Source organism: Aeromonas sp. ANP5 (assembly GCF_963870295.1).
Lineage (GTDB): Bacteria > Pseudomonadota > Gammaproteobacteria > Enterobacterales > Aeromonadaceae > Aeromonas > Aeromonas veronii.
In genome coordinates, this window is record NZ_CAWMRY010000014.1 from 72818 (window position 1) to 92037 (window position 19220).

Consider the following 19220-nt stretch of genomic DNA (forward strand, 5'->3'; position numbering starts at 1 on the left):
AATCTCTTTTCCATCCCGCATGTGACCTTTGGTAGGGGTCACCACTGTATAAGGAAACACATAATGCCAATCATTACTCTGCCTGACGGCAGCCAACGTCAATTTGCCCACTCTGTTTCCGTCATGGATGTGGCTGCGGACATCGGTCCCGGTCTCGCCAAGGCGTGCATTGCCGGTCGGGTAAACGGTGAACTGGTGGATGCTTGCGAGCTGATCGAAGCCGATACTGCGCTGGCCATCATCACCGCCAAAGACGAAGAAGGTCTGGACATCCTGCGCCACTCCTGCGCCCACTTGCTGGGTCATGCTATCAAGCAACTCTGGCCCCAGACCAAGATGGCCATCGGTCCTGTCATCGACAACGGCTTCTACTATGACGTTGATCTTGACCGTACCCTGACCGATGAAGATCTGGCTGCCCTGGAAGAGCGCATGCTGGCGCTGGTAGCCAAGGATTACGACGTCATCAAGAAGAAAGTCTCCTGGCAAGAAGCTCGCGATGTATTCGAGGCGCGCGGCGAGTCTTACAAAGTCGAAATCCTGGATCAGAACATTGCCCGTGATGACCAGCCAGGTCTCTATCATCACGAAGAGTACATCGACATGTGTCGCGGCCCGCATGTGCCCAACATGCGTCACTGCCACCACTTCAAGCTGCTGAAGATGTCCGGCGCCTACTGGCGCGGTGACTCCAACAACAAGATGCTGCAGCGTATTTACGGTACTGCCTGGGCTGACAAGAAGCAGCTCAAGGCCTATTTGCAGCGTCTGGAAGAGGCCGCCAAGCGCGACCATCGCAAGATCGGCAAGCAGCTCGACCTGTATCACATGCAGGAAGAAGCACCCGGTATGGTGTTCTGGCACAACGATGGCTGGACCATCTTCCGTGAGCTGGAAACCTTTATCCGCGGCAAGCTCAAAGAGTACGACTATCAGGAAGTGAAAGGTCCGTTCATGATGGACCGCGTTCTGTGGGAGCGTTCAGGTCACTGGGAGAAATACGCCCAGGCCATGTTCACTACCCAGTCCGAAAACCGCGAGTACGCCATCAAGCCGATGAACTGCCCGGGTCACGTCCAGATCTTCAACCAGGGTCTGAAGTCCTACCGTGATTTGCCGCTGCGTATGGCCGAGTTTGGCTCCTGCCACCGCAACGAGCCGTCCGGTTCCCTGCACGGTCTGATGCGGGTGCGCGGCTTCACTCAGGATGACGCGCACATCTTCTGTACCGAAGAGCAGATCATGGAAGAGGTCTCCGGCTGTATTCGTATGGTCTATGACGTCTACGGTACCTTTGGCTTCGAGAACATCGTGGTCAAGCTCTCCACTCGTCCCGAGCAGCGTATCGGCTCCGACGAGATGTGGGATCGCGCCGAGAAAGCGCTGGCCGAAGCGCTGGAGCTCAACGGTCTGAAGTACGATCTGCAGCCGGGTGAAGGGGCGTTCTACGGTCCCAAAATTGAATTTACCCTGCACGATTGCCTTGATCGTGCGTGGCAATGTGGTACCGTGCAGCTCGACTTTGCCCTGCCTGGTCGTCTGGGTGCCACTTATGTGGGCGAAAACAACGAGCGCCACGTACCTGTGATGATCCACCGGGCCATCCTGGGTTCTATCGAGCGCTTCATCGGTATTCTGACTGAAGAGTACGCCGGTCTGTTCCCGACCTGGTTGGCACCGACTCAGGCTGTGGTCATGAATATCACGGACAATCAGGCCGATTATGCGGTGAAAGTAGCCAAAGCATTGAATGATGCGGGCCTTCGCGCAAAAGCGGACTTGAGAAATGAGAAGATTGGCTTTAAAATCCGCGAGCATACTTTGAAGCGAGTACCTTTCATGCTGGTCTGCGGCGATAAAGAAGTTGAAGCCGGTAAGATTGCAGTACGGACTCGTAAAGGGGCTGACCTGGGCACTTATCCTGTTGAAGAGTTCATCGCTCTGTTGACCCAGGAAGTTCAGACCCGCGGACAAAAGAAAGTGGAGGAATAAGCTATAAAAGGCGGAAAAAAACTGGGCAAGCAACCGCAAGCCCGCGCTCACCGGATCAATGAAGAGATCCGTCTGAAAGAAGTTCGTCTGACTGGTCTGGATGGTGAAGCCATTGGCATCACATCCATTCAGGATGCTCTGAACTTGGCCGCAGAGGCCGGAGTTGATCTGGTAGAGATCAGTCCAAATGCTGAGCCGCCCGTTTGCCGGATCATGGATTACGGCAAATTCCTCTACGAAAAGAGCAAAACAACCAAAGAACAGAAGAAAAAGCAGAAAGTCGTCCAGGTTAAGGAAATCAAATTCCGTCCTGGCACTGACGAAGGCGACTATCAGGTAAAACTACGCAACCTGGTTCGCTTTCTGGAAGACGGGGACAAGGCTAAGGTCACCCTGCGCTTCCGTGGTCGTGAAATGGCCCACCAGGATCTTGGTATCAAGGTTCTGGAGCGCGTCAAGAACGATCTGGAAGAGTTGGCCGTAGTCGAGTCGTTCCCGAAAGTCGAAGGCCGTCAAGCTGTGATGGTCCTCGCACCTAAGAAGAAATCTTAAGGCCCACAAGAAATTAACTCATGGGGCCTGCCCCATGAGTTAGTTCGCCTTGCGATTTTGTTGTCACTCACAATGCGGAGTATGAAATGCCGAAGATGAAAACCAACCGGGGTGCTGCAAAGCGCTTCAAAAAAACTGGCTCGGGTCGCTTCAAGTGCAAGCACAACCACCTGCGTCACATCCTGACCAAGAAGAGCAGCAAGCGTAAGCGTCAGTTGGGACCGAAATTCATGGTTTCTGCTGCCGACCACAAACGTGTTGTCGCTTGTCTGCCGTACGCATAAGGGGGGATGTGAAAAATGCCAAGAGTTAAACGTGGTGTGACTGCTCGAGCTCGTCACAAGAAAGTAATGAAAGCCGCCAAAGGTTACTACGGCGCCCGTTCCCGTGTTTACCGCGTAGCGGTACAAGCGGTAACCAAAGCTGGTCAGTATGCCTACCGTGACCGTCGCCAGAAAAAGCGTCAGTTCCGTCAGCTGTGGATTGCGCGTATCAACGCTGCAGCCCGTCAGAACGGTCTGTCCTACAGCCGTCTGATCAACGGTCTGAAGAAGGCTTCTATCGAGATCGATCGCAAGATCCTGTCCGATATCGCCGTTCACGACAAAATGGCCTTCACCGCCCTGGTTGAAAAAGCTAAAGCAGCTCTGGTTTAATCCAGTTCTGTTATAAACACTAAAAGGAGGCTCAGGCCTCCTTTTTTGTATCTATAACTCTCTGTTTTACATTACTTTTTCCTTTCTCCCGCCCATATTCTGTCCACTGTTTTACACGAGCTGCATATTTCTCCACACAAGATGATATGTGCGAGATGACCTGTTCTACAAATAGTTTATATGCCAACAAACTAGATGTTTGTTCCATTATTTCAGGAGTGACGGTGAGACGATAAGACTCGCTTGATATAACAAAATGATTTGTAGGGAGAAAAGCCAACCTTAGCTATGGTCAGCGAAGGGGCTTTTTTTGTATTATTCCCCTCTTGACCTTATTTAGCCTAAAGGCTCCTGTACCGGGAGTGGTGACGAGGAAGACATGCAACAGCTTGAAGAAGTAGTCGGCCAAGCCAGAGCCGAAATTGAGGGCGTGAGCGATATCGCTACCCTCGACGAAATCCGGGTCAAATATCTGGGTAAAAAGGGCTTTTTTACCGAGCAGATGAAGGGCCTGGGTGCCTTGTCTGCCGAAGAGCGTCCCGCCGCGGGCGCCGTGATCAACCAGGCAAAACAGCAGGTTCAGGATGCGCTGAATGAGCGTCGTGAAGCGCTCGAAGTCGCCGTGCTGAACCAGAAGCTGGCTGCCGAGACCATCGACGTCAGCCTGCCGGGTCGCCGCATCGAGAATGGCGGTCTGCATCCTGTAACCCGCACCATAGAGCGCATCGAGCGCCTGTTTGGCGAGATGGGCTTCAAGGTTGCCCGTGGTCCCGAGATTGAAGATGGCTTCCACAACTTCGATGCGCTGAACATTCCGGCTCATCACCCGGCGCGTACCGATCACGATACCTTCTACTTCAATCCTGATCTGATGCTGCGTACCCACACCTCGGGCGTGCAGATCCGCACCATGGAACATCAGCAGCCGCCGATCCGCATCATTGCACCGGGTCGCGTTTATCGTAACGACTACGACATGACCCACACCCCGATGTTCCATCAGGTTGAAGGTCTGCTGGTTGACGAGCATGCCAGCTTTACCGAGTTGAAGGGCATTCTGCACGACTTTCTGCGCAACTACTTCGAGGAAGACCTGACCATTCGCTTCCGTCCTTCCTATTTCCCGTTCACCGAGCCGAGCGCCGAAGTAGATGTGATGGGCAAGAATGGCAAGTGGCTGGAAGTGCTGGGCTGCGGCATGGTGCACCCGAACGTACTGCGTTCGGTCGGCATCGATCCGGAAAAATACTCCGGCTTTGCCTTCGGCATGGGCGTTGAGCGCCTGACCATGCTGCGTTACGGGGTCAATGACCTGCGTGCCTTCTTCGAAAACGACCTGCGCTTCCTCAAGCAGTTCAAGTAAGGGCGAGAGAACATGAAATTCAGTAAATCCTGGGTGATGGAGTGGGTCCGCACCGAGTTGAGTGACAACGCGCTGGCCGAGCAGATCACCATGGCCGGTCTGGAAGTGGACGCCGTGGAAGCGGTGGCTGGCCAGTTCAATAATGTGGTTGTGGGTGAAGTGGTCGAGTGCGCCCAGCATCCTGACGCCGACAAGCTGCGGGTGACCAAGGTCAACGTGGGTGAAGCCGAGCTGCTGGACATCGTCTGCGGCGCGCCGAACTGCCGTCAGGGCTTGAAAGTGTGCGTGGCCAAAGTAGGGGCGACTCTGCCTGGTGATTTCACTATCAAAAAAGCCAAACTGCGTGGCCAACCGTCCCACGGCATGCTCTGCTCTTTCAGCGAGCTGGGTATCGACGTTGAAGCCGATGGCATCATCGAGCTGCCGGCCGATGCCCCCATCGGTACCGATATTCGTGACTACCTCAATCTGAATGACGTCTCCATCGACGTGGATCTGACTCCGAACCGTGCCGATTGCCTCGGTATCGCGGGTCTGGCCCGTGAAATCGGCGTGCTCAACAGCGTCGACGTGGTCGAGCCGACCTGGGTACCAGCTGTTGCCACCATTGATGCAACCTTCCCGATCCGGGTTGAAGCAACCGCCGATTGCCCCCGTTATCTGGGGCGCGTCATCAAGGGGCTGAACCTGCAGGCCCAGAGCCCGCTCTGGATGCAAGAGAAGCTGCGCCGTGGTGGCATCCGCTCCATCGACGCTATTGTCGACATTACCAACTACCTGCTGCTGGAATACGGTCAGCCGATGCACGCCTTCGATCTGGCTACCCTGGAAGGGGAACTGGTGGTACGTCGCGCCCACGCTGATGAGCCGATGACCCTGCTCGACGGCAACGAAGTGAAGCTCAAAGAGACCACCCTGGTGATTGCCGATGCCAAAGGTCCTGCCTGCATGGCCGGTATCTTCGGCGGCAACCGCACCGGTGTATCTGAGACCACTACCGACATTTTGCTGGAGTGTGCCTTCTTCGCGCCGCTCTCCATCACCGGCCGTGCCCGTGCCTACGGTCTGCACACCGACTCTTCCCATCGCTTCGAGCGCGGGGTTGATCCGGAGCTGCAAGCCAAGGTGATGGACAGAGCCACCCGTCTGCTGCTGGATATCTGCGGCGGCGAAGCGGGTCCGGTCATCGAGGTCAAATCCGATGCCCATCTGCCGAAAGCGGCACCCATCAAGCTGCGTCGGACCAAGCTCGACAAGGTGATCGGTATCTGCGTGGCTGATGCTCAGGTGGTCGAAATCCTGACCCGCCTCGGCATGCAAGTCACTGTCGATGCTGACGGTTGGACTGCGCTGGCACCCTCCTGGCGTTTCGATATCGCCATCGAGGAAGATCTCATCGAGGAAGTGGCCCGCATCTACGGCTACAACAATATCCCGAACCTCAAACCCGCCGCCTCTCTGGCGATGGTGGAGCAGGCAGAAGGGCAGGTGACCCTGAAGCGCGTGCGCGACCTGCTGGTTGACCGCGGCTTCCAGGAAGCGATCACCTACAGCTTCGTCGATCCCAAAACCCAGCAAACCCTGATCCCGCAGAGCGATGCCATCGTACTGCCGAACCCGATCTCGGTCGAGATGTCCGCCATGCGTGTCTCTCTGTTCCCGGGTCTGGTGCAGGCCGTCGTTTACAACCAGAACCGTCAGCAGCCGCGGGTGCGTCTGTTTGAACAGGGTCTGCGTTTCATCAAGGATGAAAGCGCCGAGAACGGCATCCGTCAGGAGCCGATGTTGGCCGGTATCATCACTGGCAACCAGAGCGACGAGCACTGGGATATCAAAACCCGTGCAGCCGACTTCTTTGATTTGAAAGGAGATCTGGAAGCGGTGCTGGACTTGACCGCCGAAGGGGCCACCTTTACCTTCGAGCGCACCGAGCACAGCGCCCTGCACCCGGGCCAGAGCGCAGCCATCCTGCGTAATGGCGAGGTCATCGGCCACATCGGCGTGATCCACCCGAGCCTCGAGAAGAAGCTGGGCCTCAAGAGCCGCGCGGTGATGTTTGAGCTGGAGCTGGACAAGCTGACCCCGGCCAAGGTGCCTGTGGCAGCCGAAGTTTCCAAGTTCCCGGCGAACCGTCGCGACATCGCCGTGGTGGTCGATCGTCAGGTTCTGGCAGGTGATGTGCTTGCGGTAATTAAAAAAGTTGGCGGAAATCAGGTAGTTGGAATAAACTTGTTTGACGTATACCAGGGTGCTGGTATGGCAGAGGACAAGAAGAGCCTGGCCATCAGTCTTGTATTGCAAGATACCCAGCGCACCCTGGAGGAGAAAGAGATTGCCGAGACCGTAGACAATGTCGTGCGGGCCCTTGGTGAAGAGTTGAATGCATCCTTGAGGGATTGATCTATGGCGCTTACCAAAGCCGACATTGCAGAGCACCTGTTCACCCAGCTCGGGATGAGCAAGCGTGAAGCCAAAGATATGGTGGAAGCCTTCTTTGAGGAAATCCGACAGGCGCTTGAGCGTGGTGAACAAGTCAAGATTTCAGGCTTCGGTAACTTTGACCTTCGTGAGAAGAATCAGCGTCCCGGACGTAACCCCAAGACGGGCGAGGATATTCCTATCAGCGCCCGCCGCGTGGTGACCTTCCGGCCTGGCCAGAAGCTCAAGGCCAGGGTAGAAAATGTTGAACCCAACGAGTGATAAAAAGCCAGGCAGATGCCTGGCTTTTGTTTTCAGATGACCAAATTCCCCGTTTTTCTTCTGGGTGCCGTACTGGCACTGCCATTGCACGCCAAGCCTTTGCAGACCACAGTGCTGCCGTTGGCGCCGGCGACCCAGGCTTATGTAAATTCACTGAGTCAGCTTTCGCTCTGCTATCCTGCGACGCTTCCTCCACCATACCTGATGGCCGAGGGGGGACTGCTCAAGGATCGTCTCGCCCGGTTGCAGGAGCTGTTCCCGATTCCGCTGGTGCTCAAAGAGTTGCCCGATTGGCAGACATTGCGCAACGGGCTCGCAGAGGGTGACTGCGACATCATTCCCTATGTCGGAACCCGCAAGAAGGCCGTGGAGGGCATGCGGTTAAGTCGTCCGATGATGGAGACCGATGCAGCCATCCTCTACAAGGGAGAAAATCTCAAACAGGCCCGCTTTCTGGTCTACTCGGTGGCAGACTCTGCCCGCCTGCTGCACGAGCTCTATCCCCAGGCACGCATTATTTCCCTAAAAAGCGGAGAGAAGGTCTACGACGCGCTGCAGAGTGGCAAGGGTGATGCCTATCTGGGGGACTATCTGCAACTGCGCTATCTGATGCGCGAGTTTCCTGCCGATGGTTTGCGCCTGCGCCGCCTGTTTGGTGAGGATCGGATCATCAGCTATCGCCTGATGATGCGTGATCAGCCTGAGTTGGCCAATCTGGTGGACACCCTGATCCGTCATATGCCCGCCGGTACTATCTATACCGATCTGGCCCGTTATCTCGATCAGGGGTCGCTCTACGTCAACCAGCCCCACTTCAGCGATACCGAGCAGGCCTGGTTATCCGGCCGCGGTCGCACCATTCGCCTGGTGGTCAATCCCGAGTTGATGCCCTATAGCGGCGTCAATGATCTGGGGGAGGCGAAAGGGTGGAGCGCGGATGTGCTGGGCTGGGTCACCCAGGAGACCGGCCTGAAATACAAGCTGGTGCCTGCCGCCAGTAAGGCGGAGGCCGTAGAAAAGCTGCGCCGTGGTGAGGCGGATATGATGGCCGGCTTGCCGGAATCCCCGGCATTGACGGATCAGTTCATTTTCAGCCGGACGATCTCCACCAACCGGTTTGCCTTGATCAGCAAGCGCAAGCTGGCTGCCGATCGCATTACCCAACTCAAGCGGCAGCGTATTCTGGTGCCGGAATCCCTCTACGATCCCTCCTTGCTCGCCCTGCTCGGTGATCAGGAGTGGGTTCGTACCGACGGCATCGAACAGGGGCTTGCCGCGATCAAACAGGGCAAGGCTGACGCCATGCTGAGCGAGCTATATCAGCTGCAATATCCCCAGCGTACCAACTTGCTGGAAGGGCTCGATATCGAGGAGCTGGAAGATCGCTTCAGTCTTGGCTTTGCCATCAACAAGAGTCAGACCGAGCTGGTCGGGGTGATGGATCGCAACCTGATGGCCCTGACCAGCACCCAGATTGACGAACTTAACCAGCGCTGGCGCCGCTTGCTCGTCGTGCAGCAGCCCGGCGTGAGCTACGCCGCCTGGTTTGGCTCCATTGCCATGGCACTGTTGATCAGCGGTATCGTCATCGGCGGGATCTGGCGGTCTCGTCAGCAACTGGCACGGGAGGTGGCCCAGCGTCACGCCGCCGAGAAGGCGTTGGCCATCGAGAGCGAGCTGCGGGAAACCATGTTTCAGGCGTTGCCGGTGCCCGTCTATCTGCGCAACAGCCAGGGGAAGGTGATCAAATCCAACAAACAGGGACGACGTCTGGCCCTGCGCTATTCGCAGCAGTTGATGCTGCCGCCGGTACAGCCGCAAAAGAGCGAAGGGGAGCTGGTGCTGGGGGATCAGGTGTTCGCCTATGCCCAGCATCCGCTGCGACTGGACAAGCAAGCACCCGCCACCGATCTCATCGCCCTGTCGGATATCAGTGTGCTGCGTGAGCAGGCTCGTTTTTTGCGTCAGGCAGAGCGCCGCCTGCGCGCCCTGACCAATACCGTGCCCGGCGTGGTGCTGCAGTTTATGTTCGAGCGGGGACGGGTAGGGGGGATCGAGTTTATCAGCCGGGGCTGTTACGAGCTGCTGGGGCTGGCGAGTCAGCAGATCCGTCGTGAGCCCAAACGGGTGCTCATTATGCTGGAGCGCGAGGATCGCCGTCGGGTAAGCCGTGAGATGTTCGCCATGTTGCAGGCTGGCAAACCCTTCGCGTTCAGCATGCGCTATCACCATCCGACCAAGGGTCTGCGCTGGTTGCAGCTCTATGGCCGTGGCCGCAGTCAACCGCAGGGTTGGCGAATTTATGCGGTGATGCAGGATGCCACTGCCCGGGTCGAGCAGGATCAAGCATTGCAGCACTCCCATGAGCAGGCGCAACAGGCAGTGCTGGCCAAGGGGCGCTTTTTGGCCGCCATCAGCCACGAGATCCGCACGCCGATGAACGCCATGCTCGGCTTGCTGGAGTGGCTGGCCAGTACTCCTTTGTCGAGAGAGCAAGACTCTGCGCTGGCGCGGGTGCGTCAGGCGGGGGATGAGCTGCTCGGCCTGCTCAACGATGTGCTCGACTTTAGCCGCAACGAAAACAGCAAACTCTCCCTCTCGCCCCAGCCCACCGATTTTGCCGAGCTGTGCGAGCACGTGGCGGCGGTGCACTGGACCAAGGCGCGGGCCAAGGGATTGCAACTGCGCCTTAAGTTGGATCCGGCTCTGCCAGCCCTGCAGACCCTCGACCCTCACCGGGTTCGGCAAGTGCTCCACAACCTGCTCTCCAATGCCATCAAGTTCAGCCTGCGTGGGGAAGTGGTGCTGTGGGCCGAGGTGGTCGCATCGACCTTGCGCTTTGGTGTGGATGATCAGGGACCGGGGATCACCGCCAAGATGCGCACCACGCTCTTTATGCCGTTCGAGCAGTTTGCCGTTGAAGGCCAGCTGCGGGCGCCGGGCACCGGTCTTGGTCTGGCGATATGCAAGCAGCTGATCGAGCAGATGGGGGGTCTTATCGATGTCGAGGGGCGTGCCGGTGGTGGTAGCCGCTTCTATTGCGAGTTGCCCCTGAAGCGGGTGCAGCAGGAGCCGGACTGGCTGCCCAATGTGCGGCAGCTGGCACTCTCTTTACCCCACGATGAGGCGCAAGCGCTGTCGCCCTGGCTCAGTCGCTTGGGGATCGCCACCGTCAGCAACGCCGTTGATACGCTGCAAGCGGAGGTGGACGAGAAGGGGCTCTACTATTGGGCCTGGCAAGGGGAGTCCTGGGTGCCCGGGACCATCATCACCCTGCTGCAACCACGGTTGACCCCTGATCAACCGGTGGCCGGCACCCAGCCAGGGCTTGGCATGCGGGTACTGCTGGTTGAAGATCACGATGTCAATCGCGAGCTGATCAGCCTGCAACTAGGCCAACTTGGTGCCAGCGTTATCACTGCCGCCAACGGGCAGCTGGCGCTGGAGATGCTGGCGCAGCAGGAGGTGGATTTTGTGCTGACCGATCTGCAGATGCCGGTGATGAACGGGGCCGAGCTGTGCAGGCAATTGCGCCAATCCGCCCGTTGGGCCCGTCTGCCGGTCTATGTGATCACCGCAGATCTCAGTGATCAGGCGGCAAGGGAGCTGCAATCCTGCGGTTGCGATGGCCATCTGGACAAGCCGGTCGCCCTCAAGGAGCTTGCGACCTTGCTGCGCCATATTGCCAAAGAGGGGAGCAATGTTGTCGCCCCGACACCGGTTGCCTCGCTGCTGACCGATGAACTGGCCGCCCTTTATCTCAAGGCTACCCGTGATGATTTGGCCGAACTTGAGCGCTGCAGCACAGAAGAAGATGAAGTTGGCGTGAATGCTGCTTTACACAAGTTGAAGGGGGCCGCCAGAATGGTAGGGGCGACTGCGTTGGTGGCAGTCATTGAAGAGTGGCAACAGGCGCCCCATCCGATGCTGCAAGCCAGATTGAACCGGGCACTGGATGAGTTCAGCCAGCAGTTTTCAAAGAGGGCTCAAGATGATCATCACTGATGAAGAATTACTGGCGTTGCTCGATTCGGAAGAGCATGAGGCGGCAGGATTTTGCCCCATTGTGCTCTATGCCCTCGACAGCACCGCCCATGAGTTGGCCAGCACCATGACATTGCCCTCCTATGTCACGCTGCACCGTACCCGACCGGATGCCTGCTGGCAGTGGGAAGGGTTGTTTGCGGCAGGTGCCATTGCCCTTTACGACCCCGCCGCTCATCAGCAGGCGGACTATTTCCCCCAGTTGCAGCAGCATGAGGGGATCTACGCTATCGGCGAGGATTGGCTGGGGGGGCTTGCCGCCAGTTACCGTAACTGGTGCAACTGGCTGGCCGCTAACAAGGTGCTGCTGCTCGAGGATCACCCGTTTCAGGGGATGCAATTGCAACAGACCATCGCCGGGTTGGGGCTCTCCTGTCAGTGGGTACAGGATGAATCGGCCTGTCTTGCGGCATTGTCGGCGGGCGACATCAGCCTGCTGGTGTGCGATCTCAGTCTGGTGGAGCAAGATGCCATCAGTCTGCTGATGAACCAGCCCCAGTTGCAGGAGGCCGGGCTGCCCATTGTGCTGCTTTCGGCCCATGAGCAGACGCTGATCGACGGTGCCCGCCGCCTGCTGCACGATGCCGGTTTCAATATTCTGGCGGCGCTGGCCAAGCCGCTTGATTGCGACGAGCTGCTCAGGTTGCTGCGTCGACTCTATCTGGGCCCGCTGCGTCAGCAGCGCTTGAGCGGCCAGCGCCGCTCCATCCGCCGGTGGCAGGGGGAGGTGCAGGGTCAGCTTGGGCTGCTCTCCAGTCCCGCGACCCCTCATCCGGTCTGGCTGGCGGTAACGGGTTTACCCAGCCGCTGGGAGGCGCTCAAGGATTGGCTGACGGAGCAGTCGCGTACCCCAGCCGAACTGACTCTGCTGATCCACCGTCGTGACCACCTGCTCGGCAATGCCGATCGCTTCGCGCTGGTGCTGCAAGCCAGTCTGGCGGGGAGCAAGCTTGCGCTGCTGCTCGATAACAGCCAACATCTGCCATTCGATCTGCTGGAGCGTTTGCCGCTGCAAGCCTTGCTGCTGGGGCAGGGGATCTTGCCGGAGATGGAGTCCTTGACCGGTGACTCCCTGCTGGGACGCTTTATGGCCAGGGTTCGGGAGCTGGGGATCGCCGTCTATCTGGATGATCCTTACAACCTGCTCGACGTCGAGGTGTGGCGAGAGCGCGGTATGACGGGGCGCTGGTAAGCCATGCCGCGCTACCTCTGCTGGCCCATGCACCGGGAGCGCCTTGGCAAAGGACTGGAGGGCTGGCCCCATCCGCTTTCCCGAGCTGCGCTGCCACTGGCTATGGAGGTATCCGGGGGGCCGTGCTTGCTGCGCGAGCTGCATGGGGTGCCGCCTGCCCGCATGCTGGCTGCTTACGATGCATTGAGTGAAGAGAGCATCTATCTGCGCTTTATGCGTCCGAAACGGACGCCGCCACCGGAACAGGTAGCCCAATTTCTCAATTACCATCCCGAACAACAGATCTCGCTGCTACTGACCGATCTGGCTGGTGAGCCGCTGGCTCAGGCGCAATCAATCCGCCGCCGCCTTCATCCCGATCGGGCGGAGTTTTCTTGCATCGTGGCGGATCACTTTCAGCACAAGGGGGCGGGGAGGCGGATTCTGCTGGCGCTGGCACTGCTGGCCAGGGAGGATGGGATCCGGGAGTGGACGGCGGAAGTGTTGGCCCAGAACCGGCCCATGCTGACCCTGCTCAAGCGCCTTGGCTTGCCGCTGACCCTGGTGACCGGGCGGGAGATGGTCTTTGTCAGGCTGGATCTGTCGGTACTGGATGCCTGGTTACCCGCACCGCCAGCGGCGCCGCTTAAGACCAAGGGCGAATAGTGACACTTTTTTCCCTGTGCTAAGGTCACATTTATTGTGCGGGGATAGACGGAGCAGCTTATGGCGCAGTCATATAAACATATCGTGATCCTGACCGGCGCGGGGATCTCTGCCGAATCCGGCATCAAGACTTTTCGTGCCTGCGACGGCTTGTGGGAAGAGCACAAGGTCGAGGATGTGGCGACCCCCGAGGGGTATGCCCGGGATCCCGAACTGGTGCTGCGCTTTTACAACTCCCGCCGTAAACAGCTGCAACAGCCCCAGGTTCATCCCAATCCGGCCCACTATGCGCTGGCCCGCCTCGAGCGACTGCTGCCCGGTTCGGTGACCCTGGTCACTCAGAACATCGACAATCTGCATGAGAGCGCGGGCAGCAAGAACCTTATCCATATGCACGGCGAGCTGCTCAAGGCCCGCTGCCCCGAGTCCAGTCAGGTGATCGAGTGGCGCGGTGATCTCCATCAGGACGAGCTCTGCTCCTGCTGCCAGTTCCCTCAGCCGATGCGTCCCCATGTGGTCTGGTTTGGCGAAATGCCGCTCGGGCTGGATCGCATCTACAGCGCGCTTGCCCAGTGCGATCTCTTTATCTCCATCGGCACCTCTGGCGCTGTCTATCCGGCCGCCGGGTTTGTCCATGAAGCGGGATTGAACGGGGCGCACACCATCGAGCTCAATCTCGAACCGAGCGAGGTAGGTAGCCAGTTTGACGAAAAGCGCTATGGCCCAGCCTCCCTGCTGGTGCCCGCCTATGTCGATGAGTTGCTGGAGGCGTGCGGCATTCATCAACCGAGGCAAGTCGAGGGGCACAACTGGATGGAGATGCGCGGTCCCTGAGCTACTGTGCGACGGGACAGTTGCAATGGTTCGGTGAAATCGCCACACTGGCAACCATTTAAAAAATGGGACGCAGTTGGCGCAAATTACCATGACCGCAGTAAAGCAATGGATCGCTTTTTTTCTCCTGATGCTAGCCAGTGCCAGTGCATCGGCCTCCATCCCCCTGATGACCCTGGTACTGCCAGATGGCCAGCAGGTGACCCTCGATGAGGCGGCCCTCTCCGCCTTGCCACAGACCGAATTCACCACGACTACCCCCTGGACTCAGGGCGCCCGCCACTATCGCGGGCCGACCCTGTCAGCCGTGCTGGCGGCGCAAGGGATCCCGGATGCCCGCAAGATCGCCGTCTCGGCCCTCAACGGTTATCAGCAGGTGGTGGATCTGGCCCTGTTCGACGGCGTGCCGCTGACCCTGGTGCGTCAGGAGGACGGCAAACCGCTGACCCGGCGCAACAAGGGGCCGCTCTGGCTGCTCATCCCGTTCACCACCTATCCCAAGCTGGACGTGCCAGCTATCCACAACTGCATGGTGTGGCAGGTTACCCGCATCGAGATCGTCGACTGATGGGGTTGTCCCGCCACAAACTGCTGTTGGTTGCGGTGTCGCTGCTGTTTCTACTCTCGTCGGGCAGCAGCCTCTATCTGCAGCATCGGCAGGAGCAGTTGGTCGATACCTTCTACCGCAATGTTCACTGGAACATCAGCCAGGTGATGCTCGAATCCCAGCGTTTTCTCTACGACCTGCAGCTCTATCGGGCTGGCAGACTGTCGATGGAGACCCTGAGCCTCGATTACGATCTGCTGTGGAACCGGCTCGACATCTTCCTCATCAGCAGTGAAACCGCCGAGATGCGCCAGCGGCATGGGCTCGGCAAAGTGCTGGCCACCTTGTTCGAGCAGATCAAGCAGCTCGAACCCCAGATGGAGGCCGGTGCGCTGCGCGAGGGGGCTGAGCTTGCCCGCTTGCAGGAGGCGATCGCCAGCCAGACCCGTCTCATCGAACAGATAGGGGATCAGATCCTCTCGGGCCAGGAGCGGGAGCATTCGGTCAGCCAGATCCGCAACAGCCTGTTCTGGCTGCAGGTCTGGCAACTGATCCTGTTGCTGACCGGGGGTGCTCTGGTCGCAGCCCTCATTCGCGCCAATCTGGCGAACCGCCGGCTTGCTCTGCTCGATCCCCTGACCCAGCTGGGCAACCGCCGTGCCCTGCAGGAACAGCTCTCTCGCGCTCTGCATGCTGGCGAGGTGAGCGCTTTGGTGGTGCTCGATCTCAAGCGCTTCAAGCAGGTCAATGATCTGCTGGGTTATCAGGTCGGTGATCGGCTGTTGCAGATGGTGGCCAACAAGCTGCTGCAGGCCCATGGCAGCCACGCTTACCGGCTCGGCGGAGATGAATTTGCCGTGGTGCTGACCAAGGCGAATGATGCGCTGGAAACCGCCATTCATGAGCTGGTGGATCTGCTCCATTTCGAGTTCGTGACCCGGGAGTGCAGCTTCGATCTGGCCTGTCGGCTCGGGGTCGCCAAGGCGCAGCAACAGGATGCCGCCCGGTTGCTGGATCAGGCCATCTTGGCCCTTAACCAGGCCAAGCGTAGCCAGGAGGGGGCGATCAGCTGGTTTGAGCCTGCCATGCTGCAGCAGTTGCAGTTGAGTCAGCAGCAGCTTCATCAGCTGCGAGAGTGGTTGGCGGGGCGCGAGCTAGCCCCGCTGCGAGTGGCATTGCAGGCGCTGACGGACGGGCAGGGCACCGAGATGTGGCAATTGGCGCTTGAGTGGCGTGAGCAGGGGGCGCCCTGTCAGATGCGCTGGCTGCAGGAGTGCGGCGTGCTGGGGTCCGTGTTGGCCCGTGTGCTGCAAACGCACGAGGCGCAGTATGCCGATGGTCGTGCACTGCTGGTCCCGCTTGACAATCAGGCCCAGCTGACTCATCTACTGGCCTATCTGCCGGGCGGGTCCCGCACGCCGCTAGTGTTGCTGGTACCGACGCTACAGCCGGATGGTGTCTTGCTGGCGGGATTGCGCCAGCAGGGTTGCACTCTGGCGCTTAGAGAGATTGGCAGTACCACCGCGGCGCAGTTGGTCGCCGGCTGGCCTGTCCGCTACTGGCTGCCGCAGGGTGATGATGATGGCGAGTTGTTGCAGCCTCTGTCCAGACGATTGGGGCTGGTGCCACTGCAAGTGCTGGCAGCCAGGGAGACCCGGTCGCTGGCCTGAGGGCAAAAAGCGGTATTGCACCGGCAAGAGACAAAATGAAACAAGGCGACCTCGGGGTCGCCTTGTTCTTTTATTGCCCCTGAAAATCAGGTACGAGGGGCGCAGGATTGCCTGATCACCAGGTCAGGGTCGACGGTGATCAGGTGATTCTCCACCGCTTCGCCGTTGATGCGAGCCAGCAGTCGGGTGACGGCGAGGCGACCCAGTTCCTCTTTGGGCTGATTGACGGTGGTTAGCGGCGGCGACATAAATTCTGCCAGTGCCACATTGTCGTAGCCGACGATGGATAGGTCGCGCGGGATCACCAGCCCCGCCTGATGGGCGGCACTGATGGCTCCCATCGCCATCATGTCGTTGCAGACAAAGAGGGCGGTGGGGCGCTCGGGCAATGCCAGCAGACGGGTCATCGCCTGATGGCCGCTGGCGCAGTCAAAGTCCCCCTCCTGGATCCACTCTTGATTGATCGTGAGACCCGCCTCCTGCAACGCCTGCTCAAAGCCAGCTTGGCGCTGGTTGGCGGGGGCACGGCTGTGGGGGCCTGTGATGCAGCCGATGGCGGTATGGCCCAGCTCAATCAGATGGCGGGTTGCGAGATAACCGCCGTGGAAGGAGTTGTCGGCGATAAGATCCACATCCTCGCTGACCAGCCCCCAATCCATCACCACCACCGGCAGGCTCTTGAGCCAGTCGAGCTGATTGAACACCTCTTGCTGTCCTTCGCTACACATGATCAGCAGGCCATCGACCCGCTTGCGCAGCATCATCTTGAGGTAGGAGAGCGCCGTCTCGGCTTGCCCCTCGGTGTTGCCCAGCATCAGGTTGTAGCCCTGCTCGAAGCAGTAACGCTCCACCCCGCGCACCACCTCGGCAAAGAAGGGGTTGCTGGAGGTGGTGACCAGCATGCCGATACTGTTGGTCTCCTTCACCTTGAGGCTGCGGGCCACCAGACTCGGGGCATAGTTGAGATCGCGCATGGCGGCGAAGACCCGCTCGCGGGTCTCCTCGGCCACGAAGCGGGTCTCGTTGATGACATGGGAGACGGTGGTGGTAGAGACCTGGGCCCTCGCCGCCACCTCCTTGATATTGGCCATCAGTGCCCCTGCGCAGTCTGCTCAAGCAGGAAGGTGTCGACCTCCTGCTTGCTCGGGATGGAGCTCTGGGCGCCGAACCGGGTGACGGAGAGCGCCGCCGCCCCATGGGCAAAGCGTACCGCGCTGTGGAAATCGGCTCCGGCCAGTTCCGCTGCCAGCAGGGCGCCATTGAAGGTATCGCCCGCGGCAGTGGTATCCACCGCCTTGACCCGAAAGCCCGGGATCAGCTGTTGCTGCTGTGCGTTGCTGCAGTAAACCCCCTGAGAGCCCAGGGTGATCATCACATCCGCAATGCCCATCTGGTGGAAGCGGGCGGCCGCCTCGCGGGCGCTCGCTTCGTCGGTGACTTTTACGCCGGTCAACAGCTCGGCTTCAGTCTGGTTGGGGGTGATAAGGTCGACCAGCACCAGCAGTTCGCTTGAGAGCGGACGGGCAGGGGCGGGGTTGAGCACCACCCGGGTGCCGTGGGCGCGGGCCAGGCGTGCAGCTTCGTGGACGCTCTCGAGCGGCACTTCCAGCTGCAACAGCAGGGTGTGGGCGTCGGCGATCATCGCTTCGTGGTTTTTCACCACGGCAGGGGTGATGGCGCCGTTCGCTTCGGCGGAGATACCGATACTGTTCTCCCCCTCATCACTCACATAGATGATGGCGATGCCGGTCGGGAGCTTGGGATCGAGCTCGACGGCGCTGACGTCGATGCCATCTTTGGCAAAGCCGCTCTTCATCTGGTGGCCTATGGCGTCATCACCGATGCGGGCGATAAAGGAGACGGGGGCACCGAGACGAGCGGCAGCAACCGCCTGATTGGCCCCCTTGCCACCGGGCACCACCTGATAGCTGTGGCCGGTCAGGGTTTCACCCGGGCGAGGAAAGTGGGGAACGCGCAGCACATGGTCTGCATTGACACTGCCCAGAACGACGAGACGATTCATGTTGACTACTCCTGATGCATCTTGGCTTGAACACTGTGATTGAGTGAGACCAAGCCGGGAGGCACCGTAATTGAGGGGAAAAAGGGGAGGCGAGCCTCCCCCTTGTGATTTATTTGCTGACCACTTGCAGCGGTACCGGAATGGATTTTTCGACCGGTTGACCTTTCAGCACCTTGTCGGCAGTCTCGACGCCGATGGCACCGATCAGCGCAGGTTGCTGGGCCACGGTGGCGGCCAGTTTACCCTTGGCTACGGCGGCTTTGCCATCGTCAGTGCCGTCGAAGCCGACGATCATCACCTCTTTACCGGCAGCCTGCACGGCGCGGATGGCACCCAGCGCCATCTCGTCGTTCTGGGCAAAGACTGCTTGAACGGTCGGGTGGGCAGCCAGCAGGTTTTCCATGACGTTCAGACCCTTGGTGCGGTCAAAGTCGGCAGGCTGGGAAGCCAGCACCTGCAGCTTGTTGGCCGCCACGGCCAAGGCAAAACCTTCGCCACGGTCACGGGCGGCGGAGGTACCGGCAATCCCTTCCAGCTGGATCACCTTGGCACCGGTACCCAGTTTCTCGGTGATAAAGTCACCGGCCAGCTTGCCGCCTGCCACGTTGTCGGAGGCAATGTGGGCCTTGACCTCACCCTGCGCAGCGCCGCGGTCCAGGGTCAGTACCGGAATGCTGGCGCGGTTGGCCAGACGAATGGCGTTGCCGACTGCTTCGGAGTCGGTGGGGTTGATCAGGATGGCGCCGACCTTGCGCACGGTGAGATCTTCCATGTTGGAGAGCTCTTTGGCCGGGTCATTCTGGGAGTCCAGTACCACCAGCTCGTAGCCAAGCTCCTTGGCTTTGGCTTCGGCACCCTCTTTCATGGTGACGAAGAAGGGGTTGTTGAGGGTGGAGACCACCATCGCCAGGGTTTGATCGGCGGCATGGGCGGTGCCCAGCACGGACATGATGGCGGCAGCGAGCAGGGTATTGAGCTTTTTCATCATTTCATTCCTTGTGT

The 19220-nt window shown here is 59.3% G+C and carries 16 protein-coding genes; 13 read left to right on the forward strand and 3 right to left on the reverse strand.

Annotation, left to right across the window (positions count from 1 at the left end; translation table 11 throughout):
• Positions 1–63: 63 nt before the first annotated feature.
• The 13 genes from thrS (at position 64) to AACT07_RS10185 (ending at position 16195) form a co-directional block, all read left to right on the forward strand.
• Positions 64–1992, forward strand: a complete 1929-nt coding sequence (thrS, locus tag AACT07_RS10125; protein ID WP_069527569.1) for a threonine--tRNA ligase — start codon at positions 64–66, stop codon at positions 1990–1992.
• A gap of 21 nt (positions 1993–2013) precedes the next feature.
• A complete protein-coding gene (gene infC, locus AACT07_RS10130; RefSeq protein WP_196783562.1) occupies positions 2014–2544 on the forward strand; it encodes a translation initiation factor IF-3 in 531 nt (176 codons plus the stop codon).
• Positions 2545–2630: 86 nt separating this feature from the next.
• Positions 2631–2828, forward strand: coding sequence for a 50S ribosomal protein L35 (gene rpmI, locus AACT07_RS10135; protein ID WP_005336688.1), 198 nt, complete (start codon positions 2631–2633; stop codon positions 2826–2828).
• Positions 2829–2843: 15 nt separating this feature from the next.
• Positions 2844–3200: a 50S ribosomal protein L20 gene (gene rplT, locus AACT07_RS10140; protein WP_005336687.1), complete on the forward strand. Its 357-nt coding sequence runs from the start codon at positions 2844–2846 to the stop codon at positions 3198–3200.
• Between the two features lie 379 nt (positions 3201–3579).
• A complete protein-coding gene (gene pheS / locus AACT07_RS10145) occupies positions 3580–4563 on the forward strand; it encodes a phenylalanine--tRNA ligase subunit alpha (RefSeq protein ID WP_005336686.1) in 984 nt (327 codons plus the stop codon).
• A 12-nt stretch (positions 4564–4575) separates the two neighbouring features.
• Positions 4576–6963: a phenylalanine--tRNA ligase subunit beta gene (gene pheT, locus AACT07_RS10150; RefSeq protein WP_069527570.1), complete on the forward strand. Its 2388-nt coding sequence runs from the start codon at positions 4576–4578 to the stop codon at positions 6961–6963.
• A 3-nt stretch (positions 6964–6966) separates the two neighbouring features.
• The gene (gene ihfA / locus AACT07_RS10155) at positions 6967–7263 is read left to right on the forward strand and encodes an integration host factor subunit alpha (RefSeq protein ID WP_005300715.1); all 297 of its coding nucleotides are present in this window, start codon (positions 6967–6969) and stop codon (positions 7261–7263) included.
• 15 nt (positions 7264–7278) lie between these two features.
• Positions 7279–11268, forward strand: coding sequence for a response regulator (locus tag AACT07_RS10160; RefSeq protein WP_069527572.1), 3990 nt, complete (start codon positions 7279–7281; stop codon positions 11266–11268).
• Positions 11255–12499, forward strand: a complete 1245-nt coding sequence (locus tag AACT07_RS10165; protein WP_069527574.1) for a response regulator — start codon at positions 11255–11257, stop codon at positions 12497–12499. Before AACT07_RS10160 ends, AACT07_RS10165 begins: the two co-directional genes overlap by 14 nt.
• A gap of 3 nt (positions 12500–12502) precedes the next feature.
• Positions 12503–13144 (forward strand): GNAT family N-acetyltransferase, encoded by a 642-nt coding sequence (locus AACT07_RS10170; RefSeq protein ID WP_069527576.1) that lies wholly within the window; start codon positions 12503–12505, stop codon positions 13142–13144.
• 60 nt (positions 13145–13204) lie between these two features.
• Positions 13205–13978, forward strand: coding sequence for a Sir2 family NAD+-dependent deacetylase (gene cobB / locus AACT07_RS10175; RefSeq protein ID WP_069527578.1), 774 nt, complete (start codon positions 13205–13207; stop codon positions 13976–13978).
• A 91-nt stretch (positions 13979–14069) separates the two neighbouring features.
• Positions 14070–14546, forward strand: a complete 477-nt coding sequence (locus AACT07_RS10180) for a hypothetical protein (protein WP_069527601.1) — start codon at positions 14070–14072, stop codon at positions 14544–14546.
• Positions 14546–16195, forward strand: coding sequence for a GGDEF domain-containing protein (locus AACT07_RS10185; RefSeq protein WP_069527580.1), 1650 nt, complete (start codon positions 14546–14548; stop codon positions 16193–16195). Before AACT07_RS10180 ends, AACT07_RS10185 begins: the two co-directional genes overlap by 1 nt.
• 86 nt (positions 16196–16281) lie before the next feature.
• Here the strand turns inward: AACT07_RS10185 and AACT07_RS10190 are convergent, their stop codons facing one another.
• The 3 genes from AACT07_RS10190 to rbsB form a co-directional block, all read right to left on the reverse strand.
• Entirely contained in the window at positions 16282–17286 is a 1005-nt protein-coding gene (locus AACT07_RS10190; RefSeq protein ID WP_069527582.1) for a substrate-binding domain-containing protein, read from the reverse strand.
• Positions 17286–18218 (reverse strand): ribokinase, encoded by a 933-nt coding sequence (gene rbsK / locus AACT07_RS10195; protein ID WP_069527584.1) that lies wholly within the window; start codon positions 18216–18218, stop codon positions 17286–17288. Before rbsK ends, AACT07_RS10190 begins: the two co-directional genes overlap by 1 nt.
• 109 nt (positions 18219–18327) lie before the next feature.
• A complete protein-coding gene (gene rbsB / locus AACT07_RS10200; protein ID WP_005336672.1) occupies positions 18328–19203 on the reverse strand; it encodes a ribose ABC transporter substrate-binding protein RbsB in 876 nt (291 codons plus the stop codon).
• Positions 19204–19220: the final 17 nt, after the last annotated feature.